This window comes from Rhodococcus sp. 06-1474-1B (genome assembly GCF_002258885.1).
GTDB lineage: Bacteria > Actinomycetota > Actinomycetes > Mycobacteriales > Mycobacteriaceae > Rhodococcoides > Rhodococcoides fascians.
This window is the reverse complement of the sequence record NZ_NOYR01000032.1, coordinates 43236-69029: the sequence shown is the minus strand read 5'-3', so window position 1 is coordinate 69029 and position 25794 is coordinate 43236. Positions and strand designations below refer to the sequence as shown.

The following is a 25794-nucleotide window of genomic DNA, read 5'->3' as shown; positions in this document are numbered from 1 at the left end:
CTTCGGCCGAACGAAGGAAGGAGAATGGGTCAGTCGAGTGCGGTCGGAGATGCCGTGACGACGGGGCGGAGCGAAGAACTCGCCGCTTCGACGGCTGCGGCCATCGGACCGTGACGAACAACAGTATCCATGAATTCCGCTGTGCGTGTGATGAATTCAGGAAACTGCGCCAACTCGATGGGGAGTATGTCGCCGCGTTCGAGAACCGAGCGGACGAAATCCTCACTGGACGCTGCCGAAGCGGCAAGTCCTGCCAAACGCGCACGTGCAGGGTCGGCCATCGCATGCGCATGCGGGCCCGGGTCGAAACCGTCGGGCGGGCACACGCAGCAGAGATAGGCGGCGATGGTCAAGGAAAGCTGTTGCGGTACAACACCTTTTCGTAGGTGGTGGAGCGCTGGGTCCGGGATCCTCTGCGCGAGCTTCGCCGAGCCGTCCGAACCGACCTGCGCGGTCTTGTGCCCCAGAGCGGAGTTGGACCACCGCACGAACAGCTGGGCGATGTAGTCGTCGATATCCACCCCGCCCGGAACGGGCACGGTCGGGAGGTATTCGTCGACCAACACCGCTCGAGCTGCAGCCTCCACGAACGGGCGACCGATCGAGTCCGGAATTGTCGCGCGACCGTCGAGTGCGCCGAGATAGGCAATGAGAGAGTGGGTTCCGTTGAGCAGTCGAACCTTCATCAGTTCGTACGGTTCGACATCCTCGGTGAACACGGCACCACCGGCTTCCCAGCGGGGACGTCCTGCGGCGAACTCGTCCTCCATCACCCACATCGTGAACGGCTCCGCCGGCACCGCAATGGTGTCCACAGCGCCCAGCTCGGCGGTGGACTCGGCGTCGTACAACGCACTGCTGGACGGAACGATGCGATCGACCATGGAGTTGGGGAACGTCACTGCCGCGGCCAGCCACTCGAGCACATCGTCCGCACCGCAACGGTCCAAGAACTGACGCACGAGTGCAGCGGTGCGATCACCGTTCCCCAGCAGGTTGTCACAGCTGGCCACGGTGATGGGAGCCCCGTGCGTTCGTGCCCGCATCGCCAGAGCCCTCGCGAGCTGCCCCACTGTGGTCGTCGGCGTTTCCGGCCGCTGCAAGTCCTGTTGCACTGCAGTCGATTCGAGGTCGAGAGAGCCCGTCCGGGACGACAGCGTGTAGCCCAACTCGGTGACGGTGATCGTCACGATTCGGACGTCCTCGTCCGCAATGGCCCGTACGACGGCGGCGGGGTCGTCGGCGGCGACCATGGCTCCCGTGTGTGCTCCGGGGACGCTCACCTTCGATCCCGACGGCGAGATCTCGACGACGCCGTAGAGCAGTTCCTGAGCGAGCATGGCGTCGACAATCGTGCGAGATCTGTTCGCTACGCCCAGAATCCCCCACGAACCGCCGTCCTGCGCCAGTGCCGCAGCGGTGTACACGGCCTGATGCGCGCGATGGAAGTTGCCCAGCCCCAGATGGACGATCCCGGTGCCGTCCGGTCGTGCCGGGACGACGCCCGAGCGAGCGAGTGCCGAACGAGTCAGTCTGGATTCGCTCATCTCGTCACCAGTCCGTCATCGAGCCGTCGAGGCGGCGAGCGACCGGGAGATACGCGGGCTCGTACGGGTACCGCGCCGACAACGACTCGTCCATGTCGACGCCGAGGCCGGGGGCGTCACCGGGGGTCAGGTAGCCGTCGGCGAACGACCATGCGTGTGGGAACACCTCGTCCACCAGTGGGTCGTAACCCATGAATTCCTGAATGCCGAAGTTCGGAGTGGCCATTCCGAGGTGCACGCTCGCGGCGAGCGTGATCGGCGAGACGTCGGAGGGCCCGTGCGGTCCGCAACGAACCTGGTGTACCTCGGCCAGCGAGAAGATCTTTCGGACATGACTGATACCGCCGGCATGGGCGATGGCCACACGAATGAAATCGATCAGCTTCTCGGAGATCAATTGCTGGCAGTCCCAGATGGTGTTGAACACTTCACCGATCGCGAGCGGGGTCGTGGTGTGGTGACGCACCAGCCGCAGGGCGCTTTGATCCTCGGCGGTGGTGACGTCCTCGAGCCAGAACAGATCGACGTCCTCGAGCGACTTGCCCAGTCGCGCTGCCTGTTGCGGTGTCAGTCGGTGGTGCGCGTCGTGCAGCAACTTGAGCTCGGATCCCACGTGTTCGCGCACCTCTGCGAGCACCCCGGGAACGTGATTGAGATAGGCATCGGTATCCCAGACCTCCTCGACGGGAACGGCACCACGCCCTGCGGGTTCGTATCCCTGCGCGCCTCGGTGCACTCCGTACACGGACTCCAGGCCGGGAACACCCGATTGGGCCCGCACGGCGCGAAAACCCTGTGCTCGACGTCGATCGACGGAATCGATCAATTCCGACGTGTCCCAGCCGGTGGCGTGGGTGTACGAGAGAATGCGGTCGCGGACGGCTCCACCGAGCAGCTGGTAGACGGGTTGCCCGAGGGATTTGCCCTTGATGTCCCACAAGGCGAGGTCGACGGCACCGATCGCGGCCATCGTCACCGGCCCACGGCGCCAGTAGACACCGCGGTAGAGGTATTGCCAGGTGTCCTCGATGCGTGCGGGATCTCGGCCGATGAGAAGCGGCGCGACATGATCTTGCAGGTACGACGCCACCGCGAGTTCCCTGCCGTTCAAGGTCGCGTCGCCGTAGCCGACGACGCCGTCTGCGGTGGTCACTTTGAGTGTGACGTAATTACGCGTGGGGCTGCAGACGATGACGTCCGCGGCGACGATCTTGTCGGTCACGAGCGCTCTGCTTTCTCCGTGAAGTTCTCTCCGGCAACGACATCGGTCAACGGTTCGCGCGCGGCGAGTCGACCGATGTTGGCGGTGATGTCGTCGACCCGGCCCTCGAAGGTTTCGCGTGTGATGCCGGAAGAATGAGGTGTCATCAGGACGTTGTGCAGCGTGTGGAACGGATGACGCGAGGGGGCACCGATGCCGTCGGCCGACGGGTAGTCGTACCAGACGTCGATGGCGGCGCTCCCGAGCGATCCGGCGGACAGCGCGTCGAACAGTGCATCCTGCTGCACCAGGGGGCCACGCCCCACGTTGATCAGCACGCCGTCCGGTCCGAGAGCTGCGAGTTCGGTGTCGCCGATCATGCCGGTGGTGCGCTCGTTCAGTGGTGCGGACACCACGACGACGTCTGCTTCGGTCATCAGGTCGGACAGACGATCGGTCGATGCGGCCCAGGCCAATCCGTTCTCGGCTGCGTTCACCGATCCGCTTCCTGTGACCGCGATGCCCCGGCAACCGAAGGCCCGCAGCAACTGCCACGACTGCGCACCGATATGACCGAAGCCCACGAATCCCACCGTTGTCGAACCCAGCGAAGTCGACTGCCGAAGCGTGCGGTCGTACACCGGTGACGCCCACCGATTCTCCCGCATGAGGCGGTCCTGGCCGAGAAACCCGCGCCGGAGCACGACGGCGGTGGCTACGACGTATTCGGCGATCGAGCGTTCGTGGTGAAAAGTGTTGGCCACCAATGTCCGAGCGCTCAGGTCGTCGAAGGAAACGCCGTCCGTGCCTGCCCCCGCAACGTGCACCAGCTGCAGATCGGGTGCCGCCTCCGCCAGAACGGCCGGGAACTTTCCGCCGACATACACGGTCGCATCGGCGATGTCCGCGACGAGTGCATCGACGTCGAACTTCTCGTGCCACGACAGCTCGATATCGGAGGCGACTCGGCTCTCGAAGCGGCCACGATGCGGTAGGAGGTTGGAATCTGCGATGACGACCTTCATTTCGAGTCGTCCTTTCCTGGTGCGAGAGTGCGAATCCGAGCGGGGCCCGATGAGCCGCGGACCACGAGTTGGGTAGGGAGGTGGATGGTTCTGGCCGACGACTCCGGTTCGGCTGCCCGCTGGAACACCAGATCGGAGGACACCAGACCTGCACGGCCCATCGGAACGTTGATACTCGTCAGAGCGGGATGCGCGAGTTCGGCCAGGGGCGAATCGTCGATGCCGATGACGCTGAGGTCTTCCGGTACTGCCAGGCCCATCGACCGGACCCCGTTCATGACGCCGATGGCCATGGGGTCGTTGTGGGTCATGACGGCGGTCGCACCCGTGGCGACGACGCTGGCAGCCGCAGCATGGCCGCCGGCCAAGGTTTCCTGCTGCCACCCCAGTACATCGAGCACTATTCCTCGTGCTGCACAGAACTGTTCGACGGCGTCGACGCGTCGCTCGTTGGACCACGATTGCGGTGATCCCTGGACGTACGCGAGATGTGTGTGACCGAGAGCTGCCAGGTAATCGACGGCCTGCCGGATACCGTCCTCGGAATCGGCCACGACACAATCGCATTCGCTGGAGGATCGGTTGACCAGCACCAGCGGTGTGTCGCCCGCCAGCTGCACGATGTCCTCGGCCGGTAGTCGTGGAGCACAGACGATCAGAGCGTCGACTCGGCCCTGCAGGTCACCGATCACTTCACGCTCACGGTCTGCGCTTCCGTCGGTGTCGGTGAGGACGATGGTCTGTCTGCGATGCCAGCCCTGTGCTTGCGCGGACTTGACGAAGCTGGCGAAGACGGTGTGGCCGATGTCGGGTACCACGACTGCGACCGTCGTCGCCGAGACGCGGGTGTCGGAGGAGCGCCCCGAAGCCGCGACATAGCCGATCTGGTCGGCGACGGCGATGATCCGAGCCAACGTGTCCGCCCCGATTCGATCCGGGTTGCTGAAGGCGCGCGATGCCGTCGACAGCGACACACCTGCTCGTTGTGCGACCTGCGTGAGCGTGGGTGCCACGGTTCACCTCCTGAGTTCTTTGTGATGCCGAGCACAACGATGACAGAAGTTGCGCAATATTGTCAACGGTTTGCGCAACAGAGGCCCGGGCGTACCGGGTCCGCGGTTTGACACACTCGACTGCGACCACGTCCGCACAGAGGGAGACTCACCTTGCGCACCTTTACGCACCCCCAGACCGGCACAACCGTGTCGAGCATCGTCCTCGGGTTCATGCGCATCCTCGACCTGGACGACGACAGGATTCGCAGGTTGGTCGACACCGCCCTGGACGTGGGTGTGACCGTCTTCGATCACGCCGACATCTACGGCGGCAGACCCCACGGGTGCGAGGAGCGCTTCGGACAAGCGGTGACACTCACTCCGTCGCAGCGTGAGCGCGTCAGCATTCAGAGCAAGGTCGGCATTCGCGACGGCTATTTCGACTTCTCGGAAGACCACATCGTGTCGGCCGTCGAGGGTTCGCTCTCGGCACTCGGCGTCGATCATCTCGACACCCTGCTGCTGCATCGACCGGACAGCCTGGTCGAGCCCGACGAGGTCGCGGCGGCATTCGACACACTGCACACGTCGGGCAAAGTGCTCGGTTTCGGCGTTTCCAATCACACTCCCGGTCAGATCGAATTGCTCGAAACAGCAGTCACACAACCACTTCTGTTCGACCAAGTGCAGTTGAGCGTCGTCCATTCACCGCTGATCGCTGCGGGCCTGACCGCCAACATCGGCGCGCTGGACCAGTCGGTGGATCGTGACAACGGGTTGCTCGACTACGCGAGGGCACGCGGCATCACCGTGCAAGCGTGGTCGCCACTGCAGAGCGGGACCTCGTCGGGTGTGTTCGTCGGAGATCGCGAGAATTACCCTGCCCTCAACGATGCGCTCGACGACATTGCCGGCCGATACGACACGACACCGTCCGCGATAGCGGTCGCGTGGATAACACGCCACCCGGCCGACATTCAGGTGGTCCTGGGGACCACCACGCCGGATCGGATAGTAGAGGCCGCTACGGGGTCGGACATCCGCCTGACCAGGGCGGAATGGTACGGCCTGTTCCGCGCAGCGGGTCACACACTGCCCTGATGCCGGGCATCGAACTGCGTTACCTTGCCGTTACCAAGTAGCGACGAATCCGTGATGTTGCAGGCTCGGTTCGGTGATGTTGCGCTGTCAGGATTACGGGACAGCGTGCACCGGAACCTGCAGCCCTCGGGTTCCACACCGAGCACGCCGGTTCGATAGGCCACCCGAACTGAGAGGTTCGCACCGTGACTGTTTCCGATTTCACCGATGTTCGCTCCACCGCCCCCGCTCGACGCCACTCGATCGGTATCGAGTCCTACTCCCCCGATCTGACCGTTGTTCGCGCCGTCGGCGAGCTGGACATGAGTGCACGAGCAGATTTGGTGAACGCCCTCGACGGTGCCCTACTGGGCAATGCAGTTGTGCTGCTGGACTTGTCGGCGGTGGACTTCATGTACTCGGGTGCCGCGAGCGTGATCGTCGATGCTGTCGAACGTTCCGACGGACGCGTCGAGGTCTTCGCTCCTACCCGGCCGGCGCGCCGGGTGCTCGATGCGGTGGGTGCGAGCTTCATCGGGGAAGATCCCTCCGCGCGCTGATTCGCAAGGTTTGCGTGCCGGTACAACCGGCAAACCTCGTGTGGACAGCGACTCCAGTCGGTAACGACCGTGAATCGTCTCGAGAACTGGGGCGGCTTTGGTTTTGCCGCAATGGGTCCTCTTCACACGAGGCAAGGATCGACAATGTCCGACCAGTTCACCAAGAGCGACCCCACCACTGCTTTCTCCATGCCCGATCGGGACGACCAGCCCGAGCTCGAGCATCCGGGATTGACTCGCGACATGGTCACCGCACCGGATCACGGCGAGAAGTCGTACCGGGGTTCGGATCGGTTGCACGGCCGAAAAGCGTTGATCACCGGTGGTGATTCCGGGATCGGACGAGCGGTGGCGCTGGCATTCGCGCGAGAAGGTGCCGATGTCGTCATTGCTCATCTCGAATCCGAGGGCCCCGATGCCCAAGCGACCGTCGACCTGATCGAAGCCGCTGGGCGGTCGGGGCGAGCGATCGCCTGCGACCTCACCGACGAAACGCAGTGCACCAAGTTGGTCGACACTGCCGTGGAGGTGCTCGGAGGCCTCGACATCGTCGTCAACAACGCCGCGTTCCAGATGGCCCAGATAGGCGGCATCGCCGATATCACCACCGACCAGTTCGACCGTGTGCTCAAGACCAACTTGTACGCCTTGTTCTGGATTTCGAAGCACGCCGCCGCCGTCATGAGTGCGGGCTCCACCATCATCAACACCACCTCGATTCAGGCATCGAATCCGTCGCCGGAGTTGCTGGACTACGCCACCACCAAGGCAGGCATCGTCGCTTTCACCAAGGGCCTGGCCGGCGACCTCGCCGGCCAGGGCATTCGAGTCAATGCCGTTGCGCCCGGACCTATTTGGACTCCCCTGATTCCTGCGACCATGCCTGCCGAGAAGTACGGCGAGTTCGGCGAGACGGTTCCGTTGGGCCGCCCGGGCCAGCCCGCGGAATTGGCTCCGGCCTACGTTTTCTTGGCCTCGAACGAGTCCAGCTACATCACAGGCGAGACCATTGCGGTCACCGGGGGCACCCCGTTCAACTGATCTCGGGGTCTTCGGACTTCGACGCCCGCCACGCCAACAGCACCCCGTCTCCTTCGGGTCGCCGCCATGGCAGGAAGAGCGCCACAGCGATCGCGCATGCCATGGCGGCCCCGACGGTGACGAACGACGCGAGCTGAAATCCCTCCAGAGACGCGGCTTTCATCGCATACACGAGCTCCGCCTTCTGCGTCGCGAAGATCGGGTTGGTCGGCGCTTTGACGATTTCGATGACGCTGACGACGGTCTCACGGGCAAAGGCCTTCTGGTAGGGCTCCATGATTGCATCGGGAATGGCGTCGATTCGGGGGCCCACTTTCGTGGTGTAGATCGACGCGACGATCGAGCCCAGCACCGCGACGCCGAGTGTTCCACCCACCTCACGGGTGGTGTCGTTCACCGCCGAGCCCGCACCTGCTTCGTCGAGCGTCACCGACGACATGATGGATTCGGTGGCCGGGCCTTGCACGATCGCCAACCCGAGGCCCATCAAGATCATCGAGACGACGACCGGTCCCAGGTACGGCGTTTCGACCTCGACCTGGCCCGCAATGAACATGCCGATGCTCATCACGACGAGTCCGAAGACGATGACGGCTGTCGTTCCTATTCGCTGCGCGATCAGTGTGGCCATTGGTGCTCCGACCGCGATGGATACTGCGAACGGCAGTGAATGAACGCCGAACTGCAACGGCGTCAGTTCCATGACACCCTGAAAATACTGGGTGATCATGAACAGGAAGCCGAACATACTGAAGTACCCCACAGCAATGGCCAAGGCGGGCAGCGAGAATCGTCTGATTCGGAACAGATTCAGGTCCAATACCGGAGACGGTGTTCGCAACTCCCACCACACGAACGCAGCAAGCGCGACGCATCCGGCGATGTAGCCTCCGATGCTCGCCGGTGACAACCAACCGTTGTGCGGCGCTTCGATGATCGCCCACACCACGACCGTGATGCCCGTCAACGACAGCACGATTCCGACAGGGTCGTACTTGCCCACATGTTCGGCTCTCGACTCCGGAACGCAGGCCAGTGCGGCCAACAGAACGAGCAGGGCAACCGGAACATTGATCCAGAACACCGAATGCCACGAGAAGTGCTCGAGCAGAAAGCCGCCCGCTGTCGGACCGATGGCGATGGCGAAACCTGCCATCGCCGTCCACGCTGCGATGGCCAGCGCTCGCTCTTTGGCGTCGGTGAAGATATTGATGATGAGAGCCAACGTGGCCGGAAAGACCGCCGCCGCACAGACTCCCATCGCGGCGCGGGCGGCGACGACCTGCCCGAGGTCGGCGGCGACCGCGCCGCCCACCGACATCAGCGCAATGCCCGCCAGGCCGATGATCATCACCTTCTTGCGCCCGTATCGGTCTCCGAGGTGGCCGAAAGCAAGCAGCAATCCCGCGAACGTCAGCGTGTAGGCGTCGACCACCCACTGCAAGCCGCTGATGTCGGCGCGTAGCTGTAGCCCCATCGACGGCAGGGCGACGTTGACGACGGTGTTGTCCAATACGACGAGCAGCTCCGCAGCGCAGATCACGAGTAGAGCCAGATATCGGCCGCGAAGCTTCGTACCCTCTACGCGGTGTCGAGAAGTGGTGAGTGACGGCATGAGATCCCCTCCGGCTATGACGGTCGACATAGTTCCTGAAGGGAAAGTAACTGTAACTCTGCGTTATAGCAATAGGTGCTATCGGGAACTCTGCCCACCCGCTGCGTCCAGGACCGCGTCGAGCAGAGCCAACAACTCTCCCTCGGTCCGATCCAGCGCGGTGGTCGATCGCTGCGCTTTCGCCACGATCAGCGCACCCTCGATCGCCGATATGGAGAACGTCGCGAGCGCCTGCGCCCGCTCTCTCGTCAACCCGTGCTGCCAGAGCGATGCGGCGATCGTGTCTTCCCACGACGAGAACGACTCACCAGCCGCGGTGACGGCACCGGGGGCATTCGCCCCCTCGAGTGCGGCAGGAGCAATGGGGCAACCGGACACGAAATCGGTGCTCGACAGTTCACTGCGAAAGCCCTCGATGATCGCGCGCACCGTCGCCGCCGGCCCGGCCTGGGCCAACCCCTCGGAGATCATGGCCCCCATCACCGCGCCGGCCGTTCGCGTGGCCTCCTCGACCAGTTGAGGCTTGCCCCGTGGAAAGTGGTGATAGATCGAGCCTCTCGGCGCACCTGCGTGCTCGATGACGTCGGCCAACGAAGTCGCTTCGACTCCGCGCTGCCGAAACAACTGCGCGGCACTGCGCAGCATGTCCTCACGAGCACTGCTTCGATTCGCCATCCATCACCTTTCCGAACACGATCATTGACGTGACACCGAGTTACATCTACAGTCGCGTGTGACTATGACGGCAATCATATCCCGTCACGCTATCGCTGAACCGGAGTCACGCCATGCCCACCGAGACCGACGTCGTCGAACTGAGCACCCCGCTCCCACTCCCCTGCGGGCAGACCCTTCCGAACCGCGTGATGAAAGCGGCCTTGAGCGAGGGCTTGGGGACTGCCGAGCACGCACCCGACACCCGGCTCGAAACGCTGTACCGCCGTTGGGGCGCGGGTGGCTACGGACTGGTAGTGACCGGCAACGTGATGGTCGACCGATCTCACCTGGGCGAACCCGGCAACGTCGTCATCGAAGACGACCGCGACCACGATGCGCTGGCGCGCTGGGCGAAATCGACCTCCGACGGTGGCGTCCCCATCTGGGTACAACTCAATCACCCTGGCAGGCAGGCCAATCCGATCGTCACCCGTGCCACGCCCGTCGCCCCGTCTGCCATCGCGTCCGGCGTACCCGGGCTACCGACACCGCGTGCGTTGAGCGAGAACGAGATTCGAGACATCATCGACAGGTTCGCCCTGGCCGCGTCGGTAGCGGAGGCGGCCGGCTTCGATGGAGTGCAACTCCACGGTGCCCACGGATACCTGGTGTCTCAGTTTCTCTCACCCCTGTCGAACCGACGCGAGGACGCGTGGGGCGGAGACCTCGACGGCAGGATGCGATTCGTTCTTCACGTCGTGCGCGCCATCAGAGCGGCCGTGTCCCCCGGCTTTGCAGTGGGAATCAAACTGAACTCTGCAGACTTCCAGCGCGGCGGATTCAGCGAAGAGGAATCTCGCATCACCGTCGAGCATCTCGTCGAGGAAGCGATCGATCTGATCGAAATCAGTGGCGGCAGTTACGAATCACCCGCGATGATGGGCACCTCCAGCACTCGCGATCGCGAAGCCTACTTCTTGGAATACGCCCACACGGTGCGCGACGCAGCCGGGAGCGTTCCACTTGCAGTGACCGGTGGCTTCCGCACCCGCTCGGTGATGAGTGCGGCCGTACGATCGGGAGAGTGCGACGTCGTCGGTCTCGGTCGCCCGACTGCTCTCGCCCCGGCAGTAGCCCGTTCACTGGTCGACGGCTCACTGGATCGGGTCGAGACTCCGCTCGTCGCGTTGCGAGTTCCGTCGAAAGCTGGTGCTTTCAAACAGATCAACGGCGCTCTGGACTTGCAGTGGCACACCGACCAACTGCAGCGCATCGGCGATGGAAAGCAACCCGATTCGGGACGCCCCGCCTGGCGAACAGCGATAGCAATGGTGCAGCGCAACGGCTGGGACGCGTTTCGTAGTCGGCGCGCCGGGGGCACCACGACGGCGTCCGCCGCAGCTGCGAAGTTCCGCCGGGAGCGGTGGATCGGAAAGCACGTCGCCAACCCGCTCGTGAACGGGCTGGCGTCTGTCGGAGTCAGAACATCGCTGGTCACCGACATCGAGACCGTGGGCCGTCGGTCCGGTCTGCGCCGACAGGTACCGGTCTCTGCATCGTTCGACCCGGCAGGAGCGTGGGTGATCTCTCAGCACGGAACCAGGTCCGGTTGGGGAGCCAACATCGGCGACGAGCCGCGTATCAGGATTCGCGTCGGCGATCGCTGGCGAGCGGGCACAGCTACTTTCGTGCCCGACGACGACGTCAGTGCGCGAGCGCGTTCCTTTTCCGCGAACCCACTGTTCGGGCGGCTCATCGGCGCAGGTTTTCGCGCCCTCCAGACCGACCCGATATCTGTGCGGATCGATTTCACCGATTGACAGGACGATTGTGCTCGACGGTGGATCGTCGCACGACGCATAATGGCCCGATGGCACCGATACCCACGGGCACGCTGCGCGAGACCGAAACCGGCTACGCCCTCGAGCTGAGCCGAACCGTCGCCGCGTCACGAGAGGATGTGTGGGCCAGCCTCACCGAATCCTCTCGGACCGCGTTGTGGTTCGGGCCCTGGGAACGGGTGACGGACGACAGCATCCGCGTCACCATGATCTTCGAGGACGGCGAACCCGTCGCCGACATGGCGATCGGCGCCTGCGAGCCGCCCCAACGACTGGCCGTCCGTATGTCGGACGAGGGCGGCTGGCCGCTCGAGGTCAGGCTCACCGAGAAGGGCCGCGACACACTCGTCGTGCTGACCCACGGCCTCGACAGCACGGACGGCATCGGCGACATAGGTCCGGGCTGGGAGTACTACCTGGACATGCTGATCGCATCCAGGGACGCCGCACCGCTGCCGAGCTTCGACGACTACTACCCCGCACAGCAGGAGTACTACTCGTCTCTGCGGCCGGAATGACGTCAGTGATTGCGTAACGCCTCGATCAGCTCTTTCTTGTTCAGCTTGGAGTAGCCCTCCAGGCCGATCTCCTTCGCTCGATCGGTCAGTTCGTCGACGGTCCAGTCCTCGTACGATCCGGACTCGCCGCCCTTCTTGCCTACGTTCTTCCTGCCCTCGTTGGCCGCGGCATTCGAGATGCGCGCCGACTTCTCCTTCGAGTTTCCTTCGTCACGGAGCTTCTCGTACAGATCCTGGTCCTTGAGCTGGGGCTGGTCATCGTTGGTGGGCATGCTGGTCCTCCGTTCGATCGTTTGTACTGATACAACTACCCGGTGCTCCCGCCGGCAAACACACGTGCCTTCTGTCGCTGTGGGGTAGAACAACGAAAGCTGGGTACCTTCGGGACATGCCATACCTGGATCGTGTCGCGGACGTGTTCGTATTGAATCTCGGCACTCGCGACGTCGAGGACACCGAGAACCGGATGGGGCCGGATTGGGTGGCCGAGGTCAACGCTCTGCTCGACGAGGTAGAAGCCAGTAGTGGCCCGACTGCACTGGTCACGACGGCCACCGGCAAGTACTTCTCCACCGGAGTCGACTTGTCCTGGGGTGCCGAGAACCTGGACCAGATCAACCGGTTCATCGGAACGGTGCAGGAACTGCTGGTGCGGTTCTTGACCCTCCCGATGCAGACGGTGGCGGCTATGCAGGGGCACACCTACGGGGGTGCCGCATTTTTCGTCATGGCACACGACTACCGCGTCATGCGCTCCGATCGCGGCTTCCTGTGCTTTCCTGGCGTCAACATCGGTGCCACCTACAGCCCGGGAACAGTCGACATGGTCCGAGCCAAGCTCGCCCCGCACACGTTCCACGAAGCACTGACCACAGGCCGACGCTACGGCGGAGTGGACGCAGCCGCCCTCGGCTTGGTGGACGCAGTGTCCACCGAGGATCGGCTGCGTGACGACGCACTCTCTCGGGCAACGGATTTGATCGGAACCCGCGGCCCTGTGCTCGGCGAAATCAAGCGCACGATGTACGCGAGCGAGATACGTTCGCTGTCGACCCCGGTCGCCGGTGTGGACGAAATGGAATGGGCCGCAAACTGATTTTCGCTCGCTGCCGCTTACGCGTCGGCTACCAGCGGAGCGACCTCGGTACCGAGTAGCTCGATGCCGCGCAACAGATCACCGTGGGCGAGACGCGGATTGGTCATCTGCAGCGACAGTCGATCCACACCGCCGAGTTGCTCGCTTACCCGAACGATCTTGTCGGCGACGGTTTTCGGGTCTCCCATGAAGAACGCACCGTTGGGTCCCGACGTGGCGTCGAACTGCTGTCGGCTCGGTCGAGCGAAGCCGCGCTCGCGAGAGATCTTGGTGAACATCTCGTTCCAGCCCGGGTAGATGGTGTCGGCTGCCGCCTCGGTGGTGTCGGCGACGAATCCGAACACGTGCAATCCGACTTTCAGCTTCTCCGGCGGGTGACCCGCTTGCGCGCCCGCGCGTCGATACAGGTCAACGAGCGGCGCGAACTGGCGCGGTTCTCCACCGATGATGGCGATCATCAGGGGTAGGCCCAGAAGCCCTGCACGAGCGAACGATTCGGGGGTTCCGCCGACACCGACCCAGATGGGTAGCGGATCCTGCAGCGGACGAGGATAGATCCCCTGACGGTTCAGCGCCGGCCGGTGCCGGCCGGACCACGTGATCTCCTCGTTGTCGCGAATCTGCAGCAGGAGATCCAGCTTCTCGGCGAACAAGGAGTCGTAATCGGCCAAGTCGAGTCCGAACAGTGGGAAAGACTCGGTGAACGAGCCTCGGCCGACCACCAAATCGATCCGGCCCTTCGAGATGAGGTCGAGAGTGGCGAACTCCTGGAACACTCGCACCGGATCGTCGGCACTGAGTACCTTGACCGCGCTGCCGAGCCGGATGTTCTCGGTGCGCGCGGCTGCTGCGGCCAGAATGATCGACGGAGCGGAGTCGTAGTACTCGCTGCGATGGTGCTCACCGATGCCGAACGAGTAAAGACCGACCTGATCCGCGAGGGCGATCTCCTCGAGTAGGTGCCCCATCCTCTCCTCAGGCGCGATGACGCGGCCGTCGGTCGGATCGGTCACGGAAGAGACGAAGCTGTCTACGCCCAGGTGCATTGGGTACCTCTCGATTCGGGATGGACGAACCCATCAGCGTCGATGAAGGTTCAATTATTCCAGTGGACGGTGGGCAGAAAACTACTACTCTCCCCAACGCTTCGCCTCATCCGCCGCGAAGTACATCCGCTGACTTGCACCGAAGCCGACCGACACAACGCGTCACGCCTGAGCTGTTATCGTGCGTGGGCGTTGGTTTTCGATGGCCGTGCTGGTCATCGGATCGTAAGAGGGAATCCGGTGAGAACCCGGAACTGCCCCGCAGCGGTGAGTGGAAACGACCGCGGTCATCGAGCACTGGGATTCGTCCCGGGAAGCGACCGCCAATAGGAGTCGTCCGAGAACGTCGTCGGATGGCGTGTCCGCGAGTCCGAAGACCTGCCACCGCGGCTGCGCCGCCGGCGTGGTCGCCTGTCGATCCCGAGGGACACGGTCGACGAGGTCGTCGTTCGCGCTGCGCGGATTCGCCTCGGATACCGCGCTTTTCGCAGGTCGCCAGGTCAGGGATCAGCGGAGAAAGTTGCGCATGCAGTCCAGATCGGTCCTGCCCCTCACTGTGCTCGCCGCCGCGATCTGGGCGGTGTCAGCACTCTCGGCACTGATGTTCGGGGCCGCGCACATCCCGGCAACCGACGCCATGGGCTACCTGTGGGCCCAGCTGTCCGGCGGCACGATCGCCGTCGGCGATGTCCCCGACTACCGCATCGTCATCGATTCTCGGCTGCCTCGAGTGTTGCTGGCGACGGTCATCGGAGCAGGTCTGGCTGTGGTCGGACTGGTGGTGCAGGCGATGGTGCGCAACGCACTCGCAGATCCCTACGTTCTCGGAATTTCCTCGGGTGCATCGGTAGGCGCGACGTCGGTGGTCCTGTTCGGCACATTCGGTGCCCTGGGCATCTACGCACTCTCGAGTGCAGCATTCCTCGGCGCACTCGCCGCAACCGCCCTCGTGTATCTGATGGCACGCTCCCCGGTAGGGCTGGTGCCACTGCGCCTGGTCCTGACGGGTACCGCGTTGGGTTACGGATTCTCTGCAATGACCACCGTGCTGATCTTCCTGGCACCTCAGGGCGACGGCGCTCGCAGTGTGATGTTCTGGTTGCTCGGCAGCCTCGCCGGTGCCACCTGGGCCAGCGTCCCGCTGGCCGCCGCCGTCACCGTGGCCGGAGTAGCCGCGACCGCTCTGACGGCCCGCAGACTCAACGCGCTGTCGATGGGAGACGAAGTCAGCGCGGCACTGGGCTTGAACGCGGCACGTCTACGTCTGTCTCTCTTCGTGACATCCGCAGCGATGACAGGGTGCTACGTGTCGATCTGTGGCGCAGTGGGATTCGTCGGTCTGGTCGTCCCTCACGTAGCACGGTTACTGGTCGGGGCCGACCACAGCAGGCTTGTCGTCATCACCCCGGTCCTGGGTGCGGCTTTCCTCGTCACCGCAGATCTGGTGTCCCGAACGGTTCTACCGCCGCAAGAGCTCCCCCTGGGGGCGATCACCGCGGCAGTCGGAGTTCCGGCGTTCGTGCTGCTGATGCGTCGCCGCGGCGCGATGATCGGCGACCGTTGATGCGCGTCGACTACGCCGACGTCGCAGTCGATATCGGCGGCACCCGCATCATCGACGACATCACCATGAGCCTGGACGCCGGCAGCATCGTCGGCATTGTCGGCGCGAACGGGAGCGGCAAGTCGACACTGCTGCGGTGTCTGTATCGAGCGAGCGAGCCCTCGACCGGACGTATCGAGGTAGGTGGCCGCGACATCACCGCAATCACCATGCGAGAGAACGCACGTCAGGTTGCAGCACTCACCCAGGACTCCTCGATGCACTTCGACTTCACCGCACGCGAGGTCGTCGCCACCGGACGTCTTCCACACAACTCCACGTTCGGACGCAACCGCACCCACGACGACGACGCGTGCGCTCGTGCCTCGACCGTCGCCGACGTGGAACATTTGTTGGACCGATCGTTCCTGTCATTGTCCGGAGGCGAACGCCAACGTGTTCTGATCGCACGGGCTTTCGCCCAGCAACCGAACGTGCTCGTGCTCGACGAACCCACCAATCACCTCGATATACGACACCAATACGCAGTGCTGAGCGCCGCTGCGAGCCTGCAGATCACGGTGATCGCCGCGCTTCACGATCTGAATATCGCCGCCCAATTCTGCGACCGCTTGGTCGTACTTCACGCCGGCCGCATCGTCTGTGCGGGTTCACCCGATGAAGTCGTGACCGAGAAGGTGCTCTCGACCTGGTTCGGGATCGGCGGACACATCGTCACCCACCCACGCCTCGGAGTTCCCCAGGTTCTCTTCGACGACAAGGACACTCGATGACCCACCTCTTTCGCCGGCCTCGCACGATCGCCATTGCCGCGACCGCTGTTGCAGCACTGGTCAGTTCGTGCGGAGCCCAGGTCGACACAGCCACCGAGCAGGGTGGCGATCAGGTGACGGTCACCAACTGCGGCGAGCCGCTGACCGTGACCGGTACCCCACAGCGGGTACTGACCAACGACACCGGCATCACCGAGATGATGTTCGCCCTCGGCCTCGCCGACCGCCTCGTCGGATACACCAGCTACCCGGGCAAGGAGCGAGACATCGACTCCTCGCCGTGGAAGAGCGACTTCGACGCGGCACCGGAACTGGCCGACGCCTTCACCCGTGAGGTGATTCAGTCGGCGAACCCGGACTTCGTCTTCGCCGGCTGGAATTACGGCTACAAGGAGTCGACCGGCGTGACTCCCGATTGGATCCGCAGCATAGGCGCAGTTCCCTACCAACTCACCGAAGCATGCCGGCAACCCGGCAGTACTGCACGCGGAGTCATGGAACCCCTCGACGCGCTCTACACCGACCTACGAAACCTCGGCGACCTCTTCGGAGTTCGTGACCGGGCCGACCGACTCGTCACCGACTACGAGAACCAGATCGGTGCCGCGAACGCCGGGGCTCCGGACGGCCGAGACCCGGCGCGGGTGTTCCTGTTCGACAGCGCCGATCCCGAGCCCTTCACCTCCGGCCGCACCGCAGCTCCGTCGCAGATCATCCGAGAAGCCGGTGGCAGCAACATCTTCGACGACCTCGACGATTCCTGGACCACCGCGTCCTGGGAAGCCGCAGCCCAACGGAACCCCGAGTTCATCGTCATCGTCGATTACGGTGCCGGACCGTCGAATTCGGTGGACGCCAAGATCGCGCAACTCCGTGCACAGCCACTGATGTCCGGCACCACCGCCGTACGTGAGAACAACATCATTGCCCTCCCCTACGCAGCGCTCGTCGAAGGACCACGCAACCCCGCCGCCGTCACCACGGTGGCGGACTTCCTCCGATCCAAGGGCCGCTGACCGCCCACAGAAACCGGCGGCAGCGATACCTCGGCAAGTTGCGGCTACCGAGGCTCGAATCCAGTGCAGGCGCAAGCACGATTCGCAGATCGCAGTTTCGAGGCGGCCTACGACTATTGGTCAGTGCAGCGGCACCGCCACCGACTGGCTACTCAGGGAGGCCGTCGAGATTGCCCTGGTCGGCGGATGCCTAGGCGAACCGGAACCCAAACAGCCCGCCGGCCTCAGTCTCGTCTGTGAGGCGCGTGCTCAATATGTATGGGTCAGCGTCGAAGGCACCGTCGCTCTGAGCTTCCACGCTCGTAATGAAATCAGAGTTGAGCGTCACGATGTACTGGAAGCCGTGTTCCGCTGCGAGTCGAGCCCCGATGTTCAGACACGACGCAACTTGCCGTCCGTCGATTGCGTCGAAGAGATGGCTATCGTGTACGAGTATCCGTGGAGCCCGGCCTGCCCCTATTGCGGCTATCTCGCAGACGATGTCAAGCATGAATGTTTCGACACTTCGGACGCCCGTGCTCGCGTCTCCAGATATGCGGGGTTCCACGCTCAGTAGCCCCTTAGCCGTCGGCGATACGAGAAGTGATGCTTCGCGGTCCGTGTAGATTTCTGCGCCAAGTTCACTAAACAAAGAGATAGATTCGTCGAGCTTGTCGTCTCGTTCGTTCAACTCGGTGCGAACCGACGCAACGAGCTCCGCAGTCCGCAACTTGATCGTGTCGCTGATCGTGCTGATCGAGTTCGCAGCTTCAAGTCGCCGTTCGAGATCCGCGACATCGGATTCTTGCTTCGCAAGGTCACGCTGGATGCTTAGGAACGTATCAAGCGCGACGGTCTGGTTGAGCAACTGCATGACCTGGGATCTCTGCCCGTCGAGAGCTCGCCTTTCCGCATCGACAGCGTCAAGTCGTCCACGAATGGCGCTAAGCTCCTGCTCAAGGAACAATCGACGATTTCGTAAAACGGACTCATGAAAAGCCCTGACCTCCTCGTAGCGCCGACTCACAGTGTCGGGAAGCACCAGCCCTATCTCAGCGTAGACACGGGAAAGCCTTGCCGCCAGATCATCGCCTTGGGAAGACGCCACCTCATCCTGAAGTGCATCGTCAAGTTCCCGCGCACGACGCTCAAGGGCTAAGGCCTCATCGTTAAGTCGCTGTATCGAAGCGCTCAACCTATCGGCCCCATGCTGATGTTCTGCGTATTGCTCATCAACCTTGAACGAACGTAAATTGTTCTGCGTACGATCCCGCTGCCTGCGGGCTGTTGCGAGCTGCGCACGGAGTGCTGACTCGTCGAGTGAGAGATGCGCGATCGCACCTTCCCGCACCGCGGCTCGAATGGCTTTGCTTTGCTTTGTAAGGCGATCGAGGTCGCCGGCCTTACCTAAAATCTCCGGCGACAGCCCCAGCAAGAAACCGATCTTTACCCCGGACTCCCAATCGGCCTCGGATTGATGGCCCTTGATCGGGTTACCGAAGTATGTCCGGATGAGCTGGCCCCAGAGCTGACCGGCCGTCGGGCGATTTGCATCTTCTGGAATGTGAAAGACCCACCGCGAGAGCAACTCTCGCCACTCATCTACGTGCAGGTCTATGGAATCCTCATTTACAGACCAACCGGTTGCTTGGACTCTTGTCGTTGGTGAAACAGCACGCGTAACCGTAATTTCGTCTACTCCGTCGCCATCGAGGGATGGCAAGGAGAGCGTCGCTGTGAAGGTGTGTTTGGATAGTTCCGGTGCCTTGAACTCGGACGAAAGATCACCGCCGAGGACGTAGCGCAAGACCTTCACGAAGCTCGTCTTCCCGATACTGTTGCGACTGTCCCCTTGCTCCGACGTTTCAGTGCGGTCGGCGACGAGTATGTTCAGCCCCTCATGGAACCGCAGAGTTCTGAATCTCGGATCGGACGAATTGAGCGCGCTAAGAAACATGCGCTCGCCTGATGAAGCCGTTGTCGTCGGAGGTATCGACAAGCTTCATCGCATAGAGCGCCGCCAACGCAAGCGTGAACCAATCGAACGTAATCTGTTGTCCTCGAACAGATGAGCGTTTGCGGACACTAAACCTCTCCCAGAGCGCCGATACCGACAAGGGATCGCGAAGCTCATCAAGGATCTCGTACCCGATCGTCATCAGAGCGCGGTCGGATGACACGCCCTTAGTGGGTAAGAGCATCGGGTACCCCCTCCGTCGAGTCAGTTTCCTCACTCGGTGGTGTCTCGAAAATATGACAAGAGTCAAAGAAGTACGAAACGACCGCAAAGGCTGCATTCGCTCGCTTCCCATCCATGCGGAAGTTAGCACCAGCTACCGACACGTACAGCCGTTCTAGGACTTCCGCAGGGACCTCTGTAATTCCTCGGGCATCCCGATACAACGACCGAAATCGTTCTCCGTGAACGTCGTAAAGACCGGGATCGGAGGACTTCTCGTACCAGCGATCAATTCGAGGAGCTAAGCGCCTGCCTGCGTTGAACTCAAGGCGACTCGCCGCCGGAAGCTCGTTGAAGTCCATCTTGGTTGCTGGGACCGGGAGGACGTTCCCGCCGCTCTCGATCACTGAGCCGGAGGTATCGAGCGCGTCGAGCAGCGGCAGTAGGTCTGCGAGTTCCACATTTTCAGCTCCCGGAGCGCCCGGGAAGAGCTCGTTGAGAACGGCGATGTCTAAACTGCCAACTACTTCCAGCCACAGGCCCTCCGGGATGACGAGGCGAATTGTCAACGGTCGCGGGCTGGTTGGGCCATGAGATTGCTGGAGTGCCGTTAGCGCCTTTGCCGACTCCGGACCGAAGGGGGCATTCGTCACGAACTTCCAAGTATGGAAGTTACCCCACTGAGAAAGACCTCTGAAGAAGTCTGAATTGATCTTCGCTGCCAGCTCACGCTCCGCATTGCGGCCTGGGCGTTGGCCGTAACAGGCGTAGAAGATTGTGCCGGACTCGGCTAAACCATCGCAGCCACCATCGCCGAGCGTTCCAGATGGTGCCGGGTTCACGAAGTCATCGTGGAAGCGAGCCAGTACTTTGGAGACGTAGTCTTCAAAGGCCACGCCCGACTTGAAACATTCTTGCTGGTGACGGAAGTGATACCAGTCGCGCCAGTTGGCCGTCAGCAGCATCGTCACCTCCATTGTCGCCAGCATCGACCCCGTTGGCCGCGTCGTCCAAGGCTATCTTGCTCGCTGTCTAGCTCTGCAAGTGCAGCAGGGCGCTGGAATGCACAGCGCTGTGGACTTGTCAGGACCGTTCGCTCGCAATTCTTCCGGCGCCCGTCTCCAGTCCGGCGTCGAGCGGAAGTTCCGTGTCACCTGTGCGGGCACCGAATGCACGCACAGCGCGTGCCTAACCCTTGAAGCCGGGGAAACCGGAATGCAGGCACCCTAGGAGCTGCCCGCGCGGTGTAGCTCTGATGCTTTGCACATGCGAGCTTCGGTGGGCGACGCCGCGGCGACGGGTCCGCCCGCGCTCGATCCCACGAGGCTTCGGTGCGAGCTGGTTGTTCCGTTTCCTGCGAACGCCCTCAAGAATCGGTGACGCGCAACCGAGGTCTGTGCCGAAGGATGTTGTGTCACCCGAAGCCGTAGCTTGTCACCATCGATCTCGACCCATACGACCAGGCGATTCTCGGATTCGTCGTCCAGAACACCCGCCTGCATCCATACGCCTAGGTGCTGAACATTCAGCATCATTGTTCGGACAATGACCGACGCCACCGACATCCAATCGCGCTCGCTCGACAGCTGCAGTCAGCGCCACGTCTGAGCGGCTTGCCCTTTCACAATCTGTGGAGGCGGGACCGTCAGTCCCCACCACGGTCTCCCGATTTGGCGCGCTACCCACAGTCAAGACACCGCGTCTGAGATATGCAGGTAGACCTCTGCGACGTCTACCGACCGCACGATCCAGTGTTCGAGCCCCAACGATTTCTACAGCTCTAGCTACATTTTTATGCTCCTTGGCAAGCATTCAGCGTGAGATATCTAAAATCCGACCGGCGGGGATGTTTAGCGAGGAACGGTAGAAGTCCAAAAGGTAACCTGTTGCAGTTATTGTATGCAGCTCTCTGGCCGCATTATCCGGGTCATACTCGCGTACTGCGACATTTGCGCCCACAAGTTCTTCCATCGCGCGAGCTTGGCTCGCTCGACCACCAAATCTATACTTGCGGTGTTCCTCAGAATTGCTCACGCCGCCGTTCTCACAAATATCCGTAAAGTAGCTCCAACTACGATCTCGAACTCCGGTAATCTGCTGAAAGACATCTTGTGCCCGACTGCTTAACCAGCGTTCGAGCAAGATCCTCATATCCTGCGCATCCGTCGGAAAGTTCAATTCTGGAAACTCTGCAAGCAACCAATGCGAAAAGCTTTGCGCCCAACTCATAGCATCTCGCAGATTTCGATTCAAAACTGTGTAGATAAACTCGAAATTCTGCGGACTTAGAGGCACTTTTGCATCTCCCGAGCCAAAAAATTCGAGACGGCGCTCGATCGCTGCGGTCACTTCTTCGTCCGTTAAGCGAGGCACGATCTCTGGTGCCATGAAGATCCCACTTAAACGTGGAGTCCGCGCCTTCGAAAGCACCCCTCGCGCACCGCAGAGAACCCATCGAACTTCAGGAATATTGAAAATTCTATCACGTAGGGCATCCAATCCGTCACGGGCATCCTCTGACGTTTTAACAATTTCGAGGTTGTCAAGAACGCATACAATTCCGCCGCGGTCCCCATTCTGAAATATGTTCGATAATTGCTGACGTACGAACTGAGGTAGTCCGCTCCCCTCAAAAGCATTTGCTGCATTAGGCTGCCGTCCGAAACCCGCCTGGCCGTTGAAAATTCCCGCACCCAAACCAAAATTTCCAGTCTTAAATATCGGACTATTTAGCCACCGGTTATACTCATCGAGCTTTATTGTGGCAACGCGCGCACGATCAATGTCACTGGCGTGCCGTATCAAAGTCTGCAGTAACGTTCTGAAGAAATCAGCCTCGAACCCGGCCACGTCTTTATCGAGCTGAAAGGAGTTGACAGCCGGTAACCAGATCGATGACTGGGCGGATGCAAGAGACTCTTCATACATTCGGAAAATGGCGACGTTGATCAAACTGGTTTTTCCAGCACCGACTGGACCTTCAATAAGTGCTTGCGATCCACCTGAACCAATAAGTCGTTGGATCTTCAGAATTTGATGCTTTCTACCGGCGAGCAGTGTGGAACCCGTCTGGTTTGCAGGAAGCTGACCCTGGTTGTAGGGGTTTGCGTCGAAGCCTAAGGACTGCCAAATGTCGTAGCTCACAGCGCGTCAGTCTATCCCCACAATTGGGCCGTCCCCTATCGATGCTTCCGGATCACAAGCAGTACACCGTTGCTCGCAACGGCAGTGCTCGTCACCGTCTGGGCCTTCCGACCCACGGATCGGGAGTTCGACGACCTCCCAGCCGACGCCGACAGCGAAACCACGAGGGATCTGGCGGAAAACCATGGCGCGCATGTTCGTCAGCTGGCAAGCCCAATGGAGTCCGAATGCAACGGCAACACACTACTCGTACTGCCTTGAACAGGTCGTCCTCTCACCGGTTCCCAGCGCTGGTAGCTTCGTTCAGCGCGACGCTCTGCTCGTCCTGGGGTCGCACCCGCGCCCAGATGCTACCAACGCCTACGGGCACGAACGGAGACACGTGACAGAGCCGACCCGCCCGCTACCACACGCCGAGAGCTCGCCTTCCCACGAAGGCTGGCAGCACGACCTGACATGGAAAATTCTCACCACAATCAGTCTGTGGATCGATCGTGTCCGAAGGCATGTTTGGGACAGTCGACTTCGTCTCGTCTCACGACCACTGGCGAAGATAGCCCACCGCATCGACATCCAGCTGACGTAGATAAAAATGCAGCATGGTCGTTGGCGCAGCGAGTTCGACGAATACGCAGTCGGTGCCGATCAGGACGTCTCGCTACCGGCGCTGTGGGTGATAGAACTGTTCCCCCCCGAGCGAAGCTCACGCCCTTCACCACGCCATCACCAAGAATCGGTGGGATTCTGAGACCGTCAAGTTGGGCGTCACCCCTTCGACGACTTCAGTAATTTCGGAGTCCCGGGCGACGTCGGCCTACCGGTGGTGGAACGTGTGCGAACTGGCGAATACTCGAACGACGCGGCGGTTCCTCTGCGCGGCTCGCACAGACTTACCGCGGGAATTCGATCACGTCAAAATCACCGGCCTCCAGGTAGCCAAGGGTATCACCGCGATGGTAGCGTGCTTCACCTTTGCGGACACGCCATCGCGGAACCTGAACGATGCCTGGCACCGACAATACTTGCCTGAGATCCATCGTCGTCCCGGACAATTGGCAGAGGCGCAGGCACCCGCTTGGGTGGCCTACCGTCGCGTACAAACCGTTCGTGAGCGCCAACACGAAGTCGCCAGACAATGGCTCGCGGCACACGCTCCTGGTGCGTTCGCGGCAGGAGGCAATCCTCAACCACTCATCGCGTGTCTTCTTTTCTCTGGATACGGGCCGGCCGCACCCACCGACCGCGTGACTGACAGTCATCTCAGAGCGCTGGGCATCAGAAACGACGGCTTTGACTACATCGCTGCCGAGGAACTTCCGGGGCTCGCGCTCGAACCTGTCGACTATTTGATGAACAGGGACCTGGTTTCCAAAGCGACATGGTCACTTTGGGGCAAGCGAGAGCACTTCTACGACCAACACCCACGCATCAGAAGCGAGGGAGGTAGGGATGAATCCCACATCGTGCACATCATCGACTCGCATGCACGTAACTCGTTCGTGCAGATCGCGAATGGACACTTTCTGGAGCTCTTGCAGGAACGTTTCGCAACGGTGCGCGACACTGCTCGTATTCAAAACAACCGTGCTTCTAGCCGATCGCTCCGCGCCTTACGGTCAAACCTCGTTACTCTGAGCCTGGACACCAGCAGCACAAGTTCAGACGTAAAACACTTCAACCGTTCACTGCGCAAGGTGCGATACGAACACGAACCCCAGTTCGCGCGAGGTCCCGCACCATGGGTCGAAGAGCAGGATCGGACCGCCAATGTTGTGCCGATTCTTCAACGCGACTTCGGCACCGAAACTGCAAAAACACAGAAGTCGATGATCAGGAGTCTTGTTGTAGCAGAGCAAGATACTAGAGCAATCCTCTCCGCAGCCGCCAGCATAACCGCCGCCTTACAGGGACTTCAGGCAAGTCGAGTCGCCCGATGGATCGCGTTCGTGTCATTGTTGGTTGCTGCCCTCGGATTTCTCCTCGCTGATCCGGCCGATCACACGCGTCTCTCTAGTCTTCACAGCTGGTGGTTCGACCATTGGCATTCGTGGACGACATCAGACCAGTAGCACGATGTCGACCATCTCGGCGAGGGCCGTAGCGTGCACGCGGTCCGGGTGATCCGAGCTGGGATAGGTCTGAGGACCTTGACTGAACCGACCTCGTCCGAATTGACGTCAGTATGTCGAAAGCTGCTTCGCGGCGCAGGCGGCGACACACGGGAACCGGCCGCGTTCGATTGCGAGGGCTCAAAAAGATGAGTAAGTGCTGACTGGAGCGTCCACAGGCGTCCATCGGCTACCGGGCGGGGCGAATCCGGCACACAACTCGCAGGTCAGCGGCGTGGCAGCCCGAACCTGACTCCCAGTATCTGCGATTGGGAGTCGAATCTCCGAAATGCCCTACGCCGCTTAGGGACCCGCAGGTCAGAGAGTTGTCCATTTTTGCGAAGCATGCGGATCCCCAGACATACCCGAACAACAAAAAGTGCCCCTGACCAGCAAATACGCTGTTCAGGGGCACTCGTTGTGCGCCATCAGGGATTCGAACCCCGGACCCGCTGATTAAGAGTCAGCTGCTCTAACCAACTGAGCTAATGGCGCCGATCCGCACCGCGTGTTCTCTGCGGTGCGGGAGAAACATTAACAGCAGATGCGGCCAGATGTGAAATCGGCTGGTCAAGGCACCTGTTGCGTCAGTTGAAGATCCTGCGAACCACGAGAACTGCTACCACTGCGCCGACTCCGAGCAGAGTGAACTTCACGGCCGGCTCGTTGAGCTTGGCCACCACCGTCTGCTTGGTGTTGGCGACGATGTTCTTGGGGCTGGCACGGACGCTCAGCTCGTCCAGCGTGCTGGCCAGCTGATTGCGAGCGGCCTCGATCTCGCGCTCGATTCGGTCGGTGTCCTTGGCCAC

Annotated in this window: 23 protein-coding genes, 1 tRNA gene and 1 riboswitch; of the genes, 10 read left to right on the top strand and 14 right to left on the bottom strand. The window is 61.8% G+C overall.

Annotation, left to right across the window (positions count from 1 at the left end):
* Positions 1-29 precede the first annotated feature (29 nt).
* Genes CH266_RS18230 through CH266_RS18215 form a run of 4 tightly spaced genes read right to left on the bottom strand, consistent with a single transcriptional unit; the run spans position 30 to position 4786 of the window.
* A complete protein-coding gene (locus CH266_RS18230) occupies positions 30-1547 on the bottom strand; it encodes a mannitol dehydrogenase family protein (RefSeq protein ID WP_032406780.1) in 1518 nt (505 codons plus the stop codon).
* Positions 1548-1551: 4 nt separating this feature from the next.
* Positions 1552-2769, bottom strand: coding sequence for a D-mannonate dehydratase ManD (gene manD, locus CH266_RS18225; RefSeq protein ID WP_094715891.1), 1218 nt, complete (start codon positions 2767-2769; stop codon positions 1552-1554).
* Positions 2766-3773, bottom strand: coding sequence for a 2-hydroxyacid dehydrogenase (locus tag CH266_RS18220; RefSeq protein WP_094715890.1), 1008 nt, complete (start codon positions 3771-3773; stop codon positions 2766-2768). Before CH266_RS18220 ends, manD begins: the two co-directional genes overlap by 4 nt.
* Positions 3770-4786, bottom strand: a complete 1017-nt coding sequence (locus CH266_RS18215; RefSeq protein ID WP_032406782.1) for a LacI family DNA-binding transcriptional regulator — start codon at positions 4784-4786, stop codon at positions 3770-3772. Before CH266_RS18215 ends, CH266_RS18220 begins: the two co-directional genes overlap by 4 nt.
* Before the next feature lie 153 nt (positions 4787-4939).
* Between CH266_RS18215 and CH266_RS18210 the strand changes: the two genes are divergently transcribed.
* The 3 genes from CH266_RS18210 to CH266_RS18200 all read left to right on the top strand — a co-directional run bounded on the left by CH266_RS18210 (position 4940) and on the right by CH266_RS18200 (position 7449).
* Positions 4940-5869, top strand: a complete 930-nt coding sequence (locus tag CH266_RS18210; RefSeq protein ID WP_032406783.1) for an aldo/keto reductase — start codon at positions 4940-4942, stop codon at positions 5867-5869.
* Between the two features lie 185 nt (positions 5870-6054).
* Positions 6055-6408, top strand: a complete 354-nt coding sequence (locus CH266_RS18205; RefSeq protein ID WP_094715889.1) for an STAS domain-containing protein — start codon at positions 6055-6057, stop codon at positions 6406-6408.
* 144 nt (positions 6409-6552) lie between these two features.
* Positions 6553-7449: a glucose 1-dehydrogenase gene (locus tag CH266_RS18200; RefSeq protein ID WP_094715888.1), complete on the top strand. Its 897-nt coding sequence runs from the start codon at positions 6553-6555 to the stop codon at positions 7447-7449.
* On the opposite strand, the gene CH266_RS18195 is transcribed toward CH266_RS18200, so the two are convergent.
* Entirely contained in the window at positions 7442-9064 is a 1623-nt protein-coding gene (locus CH266_RS18195) for an MFS transporter (RefSeq protein ID WP_094715887.1), read from the bottom strand. The two genes, CH266_RS18200 and CH266_RS18195, sit on opposite strands and share 8 nt — an antisense overlap.
* A 78-nt stretch (positions 9065-9142) precedes the next feature.
* Complete coding sequence (locus tag CH266_RS18190) at positions 9143-9739, bottom strand: TetR/AcrR family transcriptional regulator (protein WP_255175952.1); 597 nt, start codon at positions 9737-9739, stop codon at positions 9143-9145.
* Positions 9740-9852: 113 nt separating this feature from the next.
* Between CH266_RS18190 and CH266_RS18185 the strand changes: the two genes are divergently transcribed.
* Together CH266_RS18185 and CH266_RS18180 are read left to right on the top strand one after the other, a co-directional pair.
* Positions 9853-11541, top strand: coding sequence for a nitroreductase family deazaflavin-dependent oxidoreductase (locus tag CH266_RS18185; protein WP_094715885.1), 1689 nt, complete (start codon positions 9853-9855; stop codon positions 11539-11541).
* Positions 11542-11591: 50 nt separating this feature from the next.
* Positions 11592-12080 carry an SRPBCC family protein gene (locus tag CH266_RS18180; protein WP_094715884.1) on the top strand — a complete coding sequence of 163 codons (489 nt, stop codon included), beginning with the start codon at positions 11592-11594 and terminating at the stop codon, positions 12078-12080.
* Positions 12081-12082: 2 nt separating this feature from the next.
* Here the strand turns inward: CH266_RS18180 and CH266_RS18175 are convergent, their stop codons facing one another.
* A complete protein-coding gene (locus CH266_RS18175) occupies positions 12083-12352 on the bottom strand; it encodes a DUF7218 family protein (RefSeq protein ID WP_027497643.1) in 270 nt (89 codons plus the stop codon).
* Positions 12353-12468: 116 nt separating this feature from the next.
* Here CH266_RS18175 and CH266_RS18170 point away from each other — a divergent pair, with 116 nt between their 5' ends.
* Positions 12469-13176: an enoyl-CoA hydratase-related protein gene (locus CH266_RS18170; RefSeq protein WP_032368246.1), complete on the top strand. Its 708-nt coding sequence runs from the start codon at positions 12469-12471 to the stop codon at positions 13174-13176.
* A gap of 17 nt (positions 13177-13193) precedes the next feature.
* Here CH266_RS18170 and CH266_RS18165 read toward each other — a convergent pair whose 3' ends face one another.
* Entirely contained in the window at positions 13194-14222 is a 1029-nt protein-coding gene (locus CH266_RS18165; protein WP_027497645.1) for an LLM class flavin-dependent oxidoreductase, read from the bottom strand.
* A 176-nt stretch (positions 14223-14398) separates the two neighbouring features.
* Positions 14399-14622, top strand: a riboswitch (cobalamin riboswitch).
* A 126-nt stretch (positions 14623-14748) separates the two neighbouring features.
* On the opposite strand from CH266_RS18165, the gene CH266_RS18160 reads away from it, so the two are divergent.
* Genes CH266_RS18160 through CH266_RS18150 form a run of 3 tightly spaced genes read left to right on the top strand, consistent with a single transcriptional unit; the run spans position 14749 to position 17575 of the window.
* The gene (locus tag CH266_RS18160) at positions 14749-15786 is read left to right on the top strand and encodes a FecCD family ABC transporter permease (protein WP_045841377.1); all 1038 of its coding nucleotides are present in this window, start codon (positions 14749-14751) and stop codon (positions 15784-15786) included.
* The gene (locus CH266_RS18155; protein ID WP_094715883.1) at positions 15786-16559 is read left to right on the top strand and encodes an ABC transporter ATP-binding protein; all 774 of its coding nucleotides are present in this window, start codon (positions 15786-15788) and stop codon (positions 16557-16559) included. The genes CH266_RS18160 and CH266_RS18155 overlap by 1 nt, the downstream gene beginning before the upstream one ends.
* Positions 16556-17575: an ABC transporter substrate-binding protein gene (locus tag CH266_RS18150; protein ID WP_032370177.1), complete on the top strand. Its 1020-nt coding sequence runs from the start codon at positions 16556-16558 to the stop codon at positions 17573-17575. The genes CH266_RS18155 and CH266_RS18150 overlap by 4 nt, the downstream gene beginning before the upstream one ends.
* A gap of 190 nt (positions 17576-17765) precedes the next feature.
* Here the strand turns inward: CH266_RS18150 and CH266_RS18145 are convergent, their stop codons facing one another.
* From CH266_RS18145 to CH266_RS25220, 4 genes are all read right to left on the bottom strand, one after another.
* Positions 17766-19370, bottom strand: coding sequence for an ABC-three component system protein (locus tag CH266_RS18145; RefSeq protein ID WP_217901009.1), 1605 nt, complete (start codon positions 19368-19370; stop codon positions 17766-17768).
* Between the two features lie 130 nt (positions 19371-19500).
* The gene (locus tag CH266_RS18140; protein ID WP_094733782.1) at positions 19501-19734 is read right to left on the bottom strand and encodes an ABC-three component system middle component 6; all 234 of its coding nucleotides are present in this window, start codon (positions 19732-19734) and stop codon (positions 19501-19503) included.
* A gap of 4 nt (positions 19735-19738) precedes the next feature.
* Positions 19739-20698, bottom strand: coding sequence for an ABC-three component system protein (locus CH266_RS18135; protein ID WP_141214555.1), 960 nt, complete (start codon positions 20696-20698; stop codon positions 19739-19741).
* Between the two features lie 847 nt (positions 20699-21545).
* Positions 21546-22877, bottom strand: coding sequence for a hypothetical protein (locus CH266_RS25220; protein WP_141214554.1), 1332 nt, complete (start codon positions 22875-22877; stop codon positions 21546-21548).
* 830 nt (positions 22878-23707) lie between these two features.
* Between CH266_RS25220 and CH266_RS18115 the strand changes: the two genes are divergently transcribed.
* A complete protein-coding gene (locus CH266_RS18115) occupies positions 23708-24946 on the top strand; it encodes a hypothetical protein (RefSeq protein ID WP_141214553.1) in 1239 nt (412 codons plus the stop codon).
* A 460-nt stretch (positions 24947-25406) separates the two neighbouring features.
* On the opposite strand, the gene CH266_RS18110 is transcribed toward CH266_RS18115, so the two are convergent.
* Both CH266_RS18110 and CH266_RS18105 read right to left on the bottom strand, forming a co-directional pair.
* Positions 25407-25480: transfer RNA gene (locus tag CH266_RS18110), tRNA-Lys, on the bottom strand.
* Positions 25481-25572: 92 nt separating this feature from the next.
* Positions 25573-25794 (bottom strand): DUF3618 domain-containing protein, encoded by a 222-nt coding sequence (locus tag CH266_RS18105; protein WP_027497653.1) that lies wholly within the window; start codon positions 25792-25794, stop codon positions 25573-25575.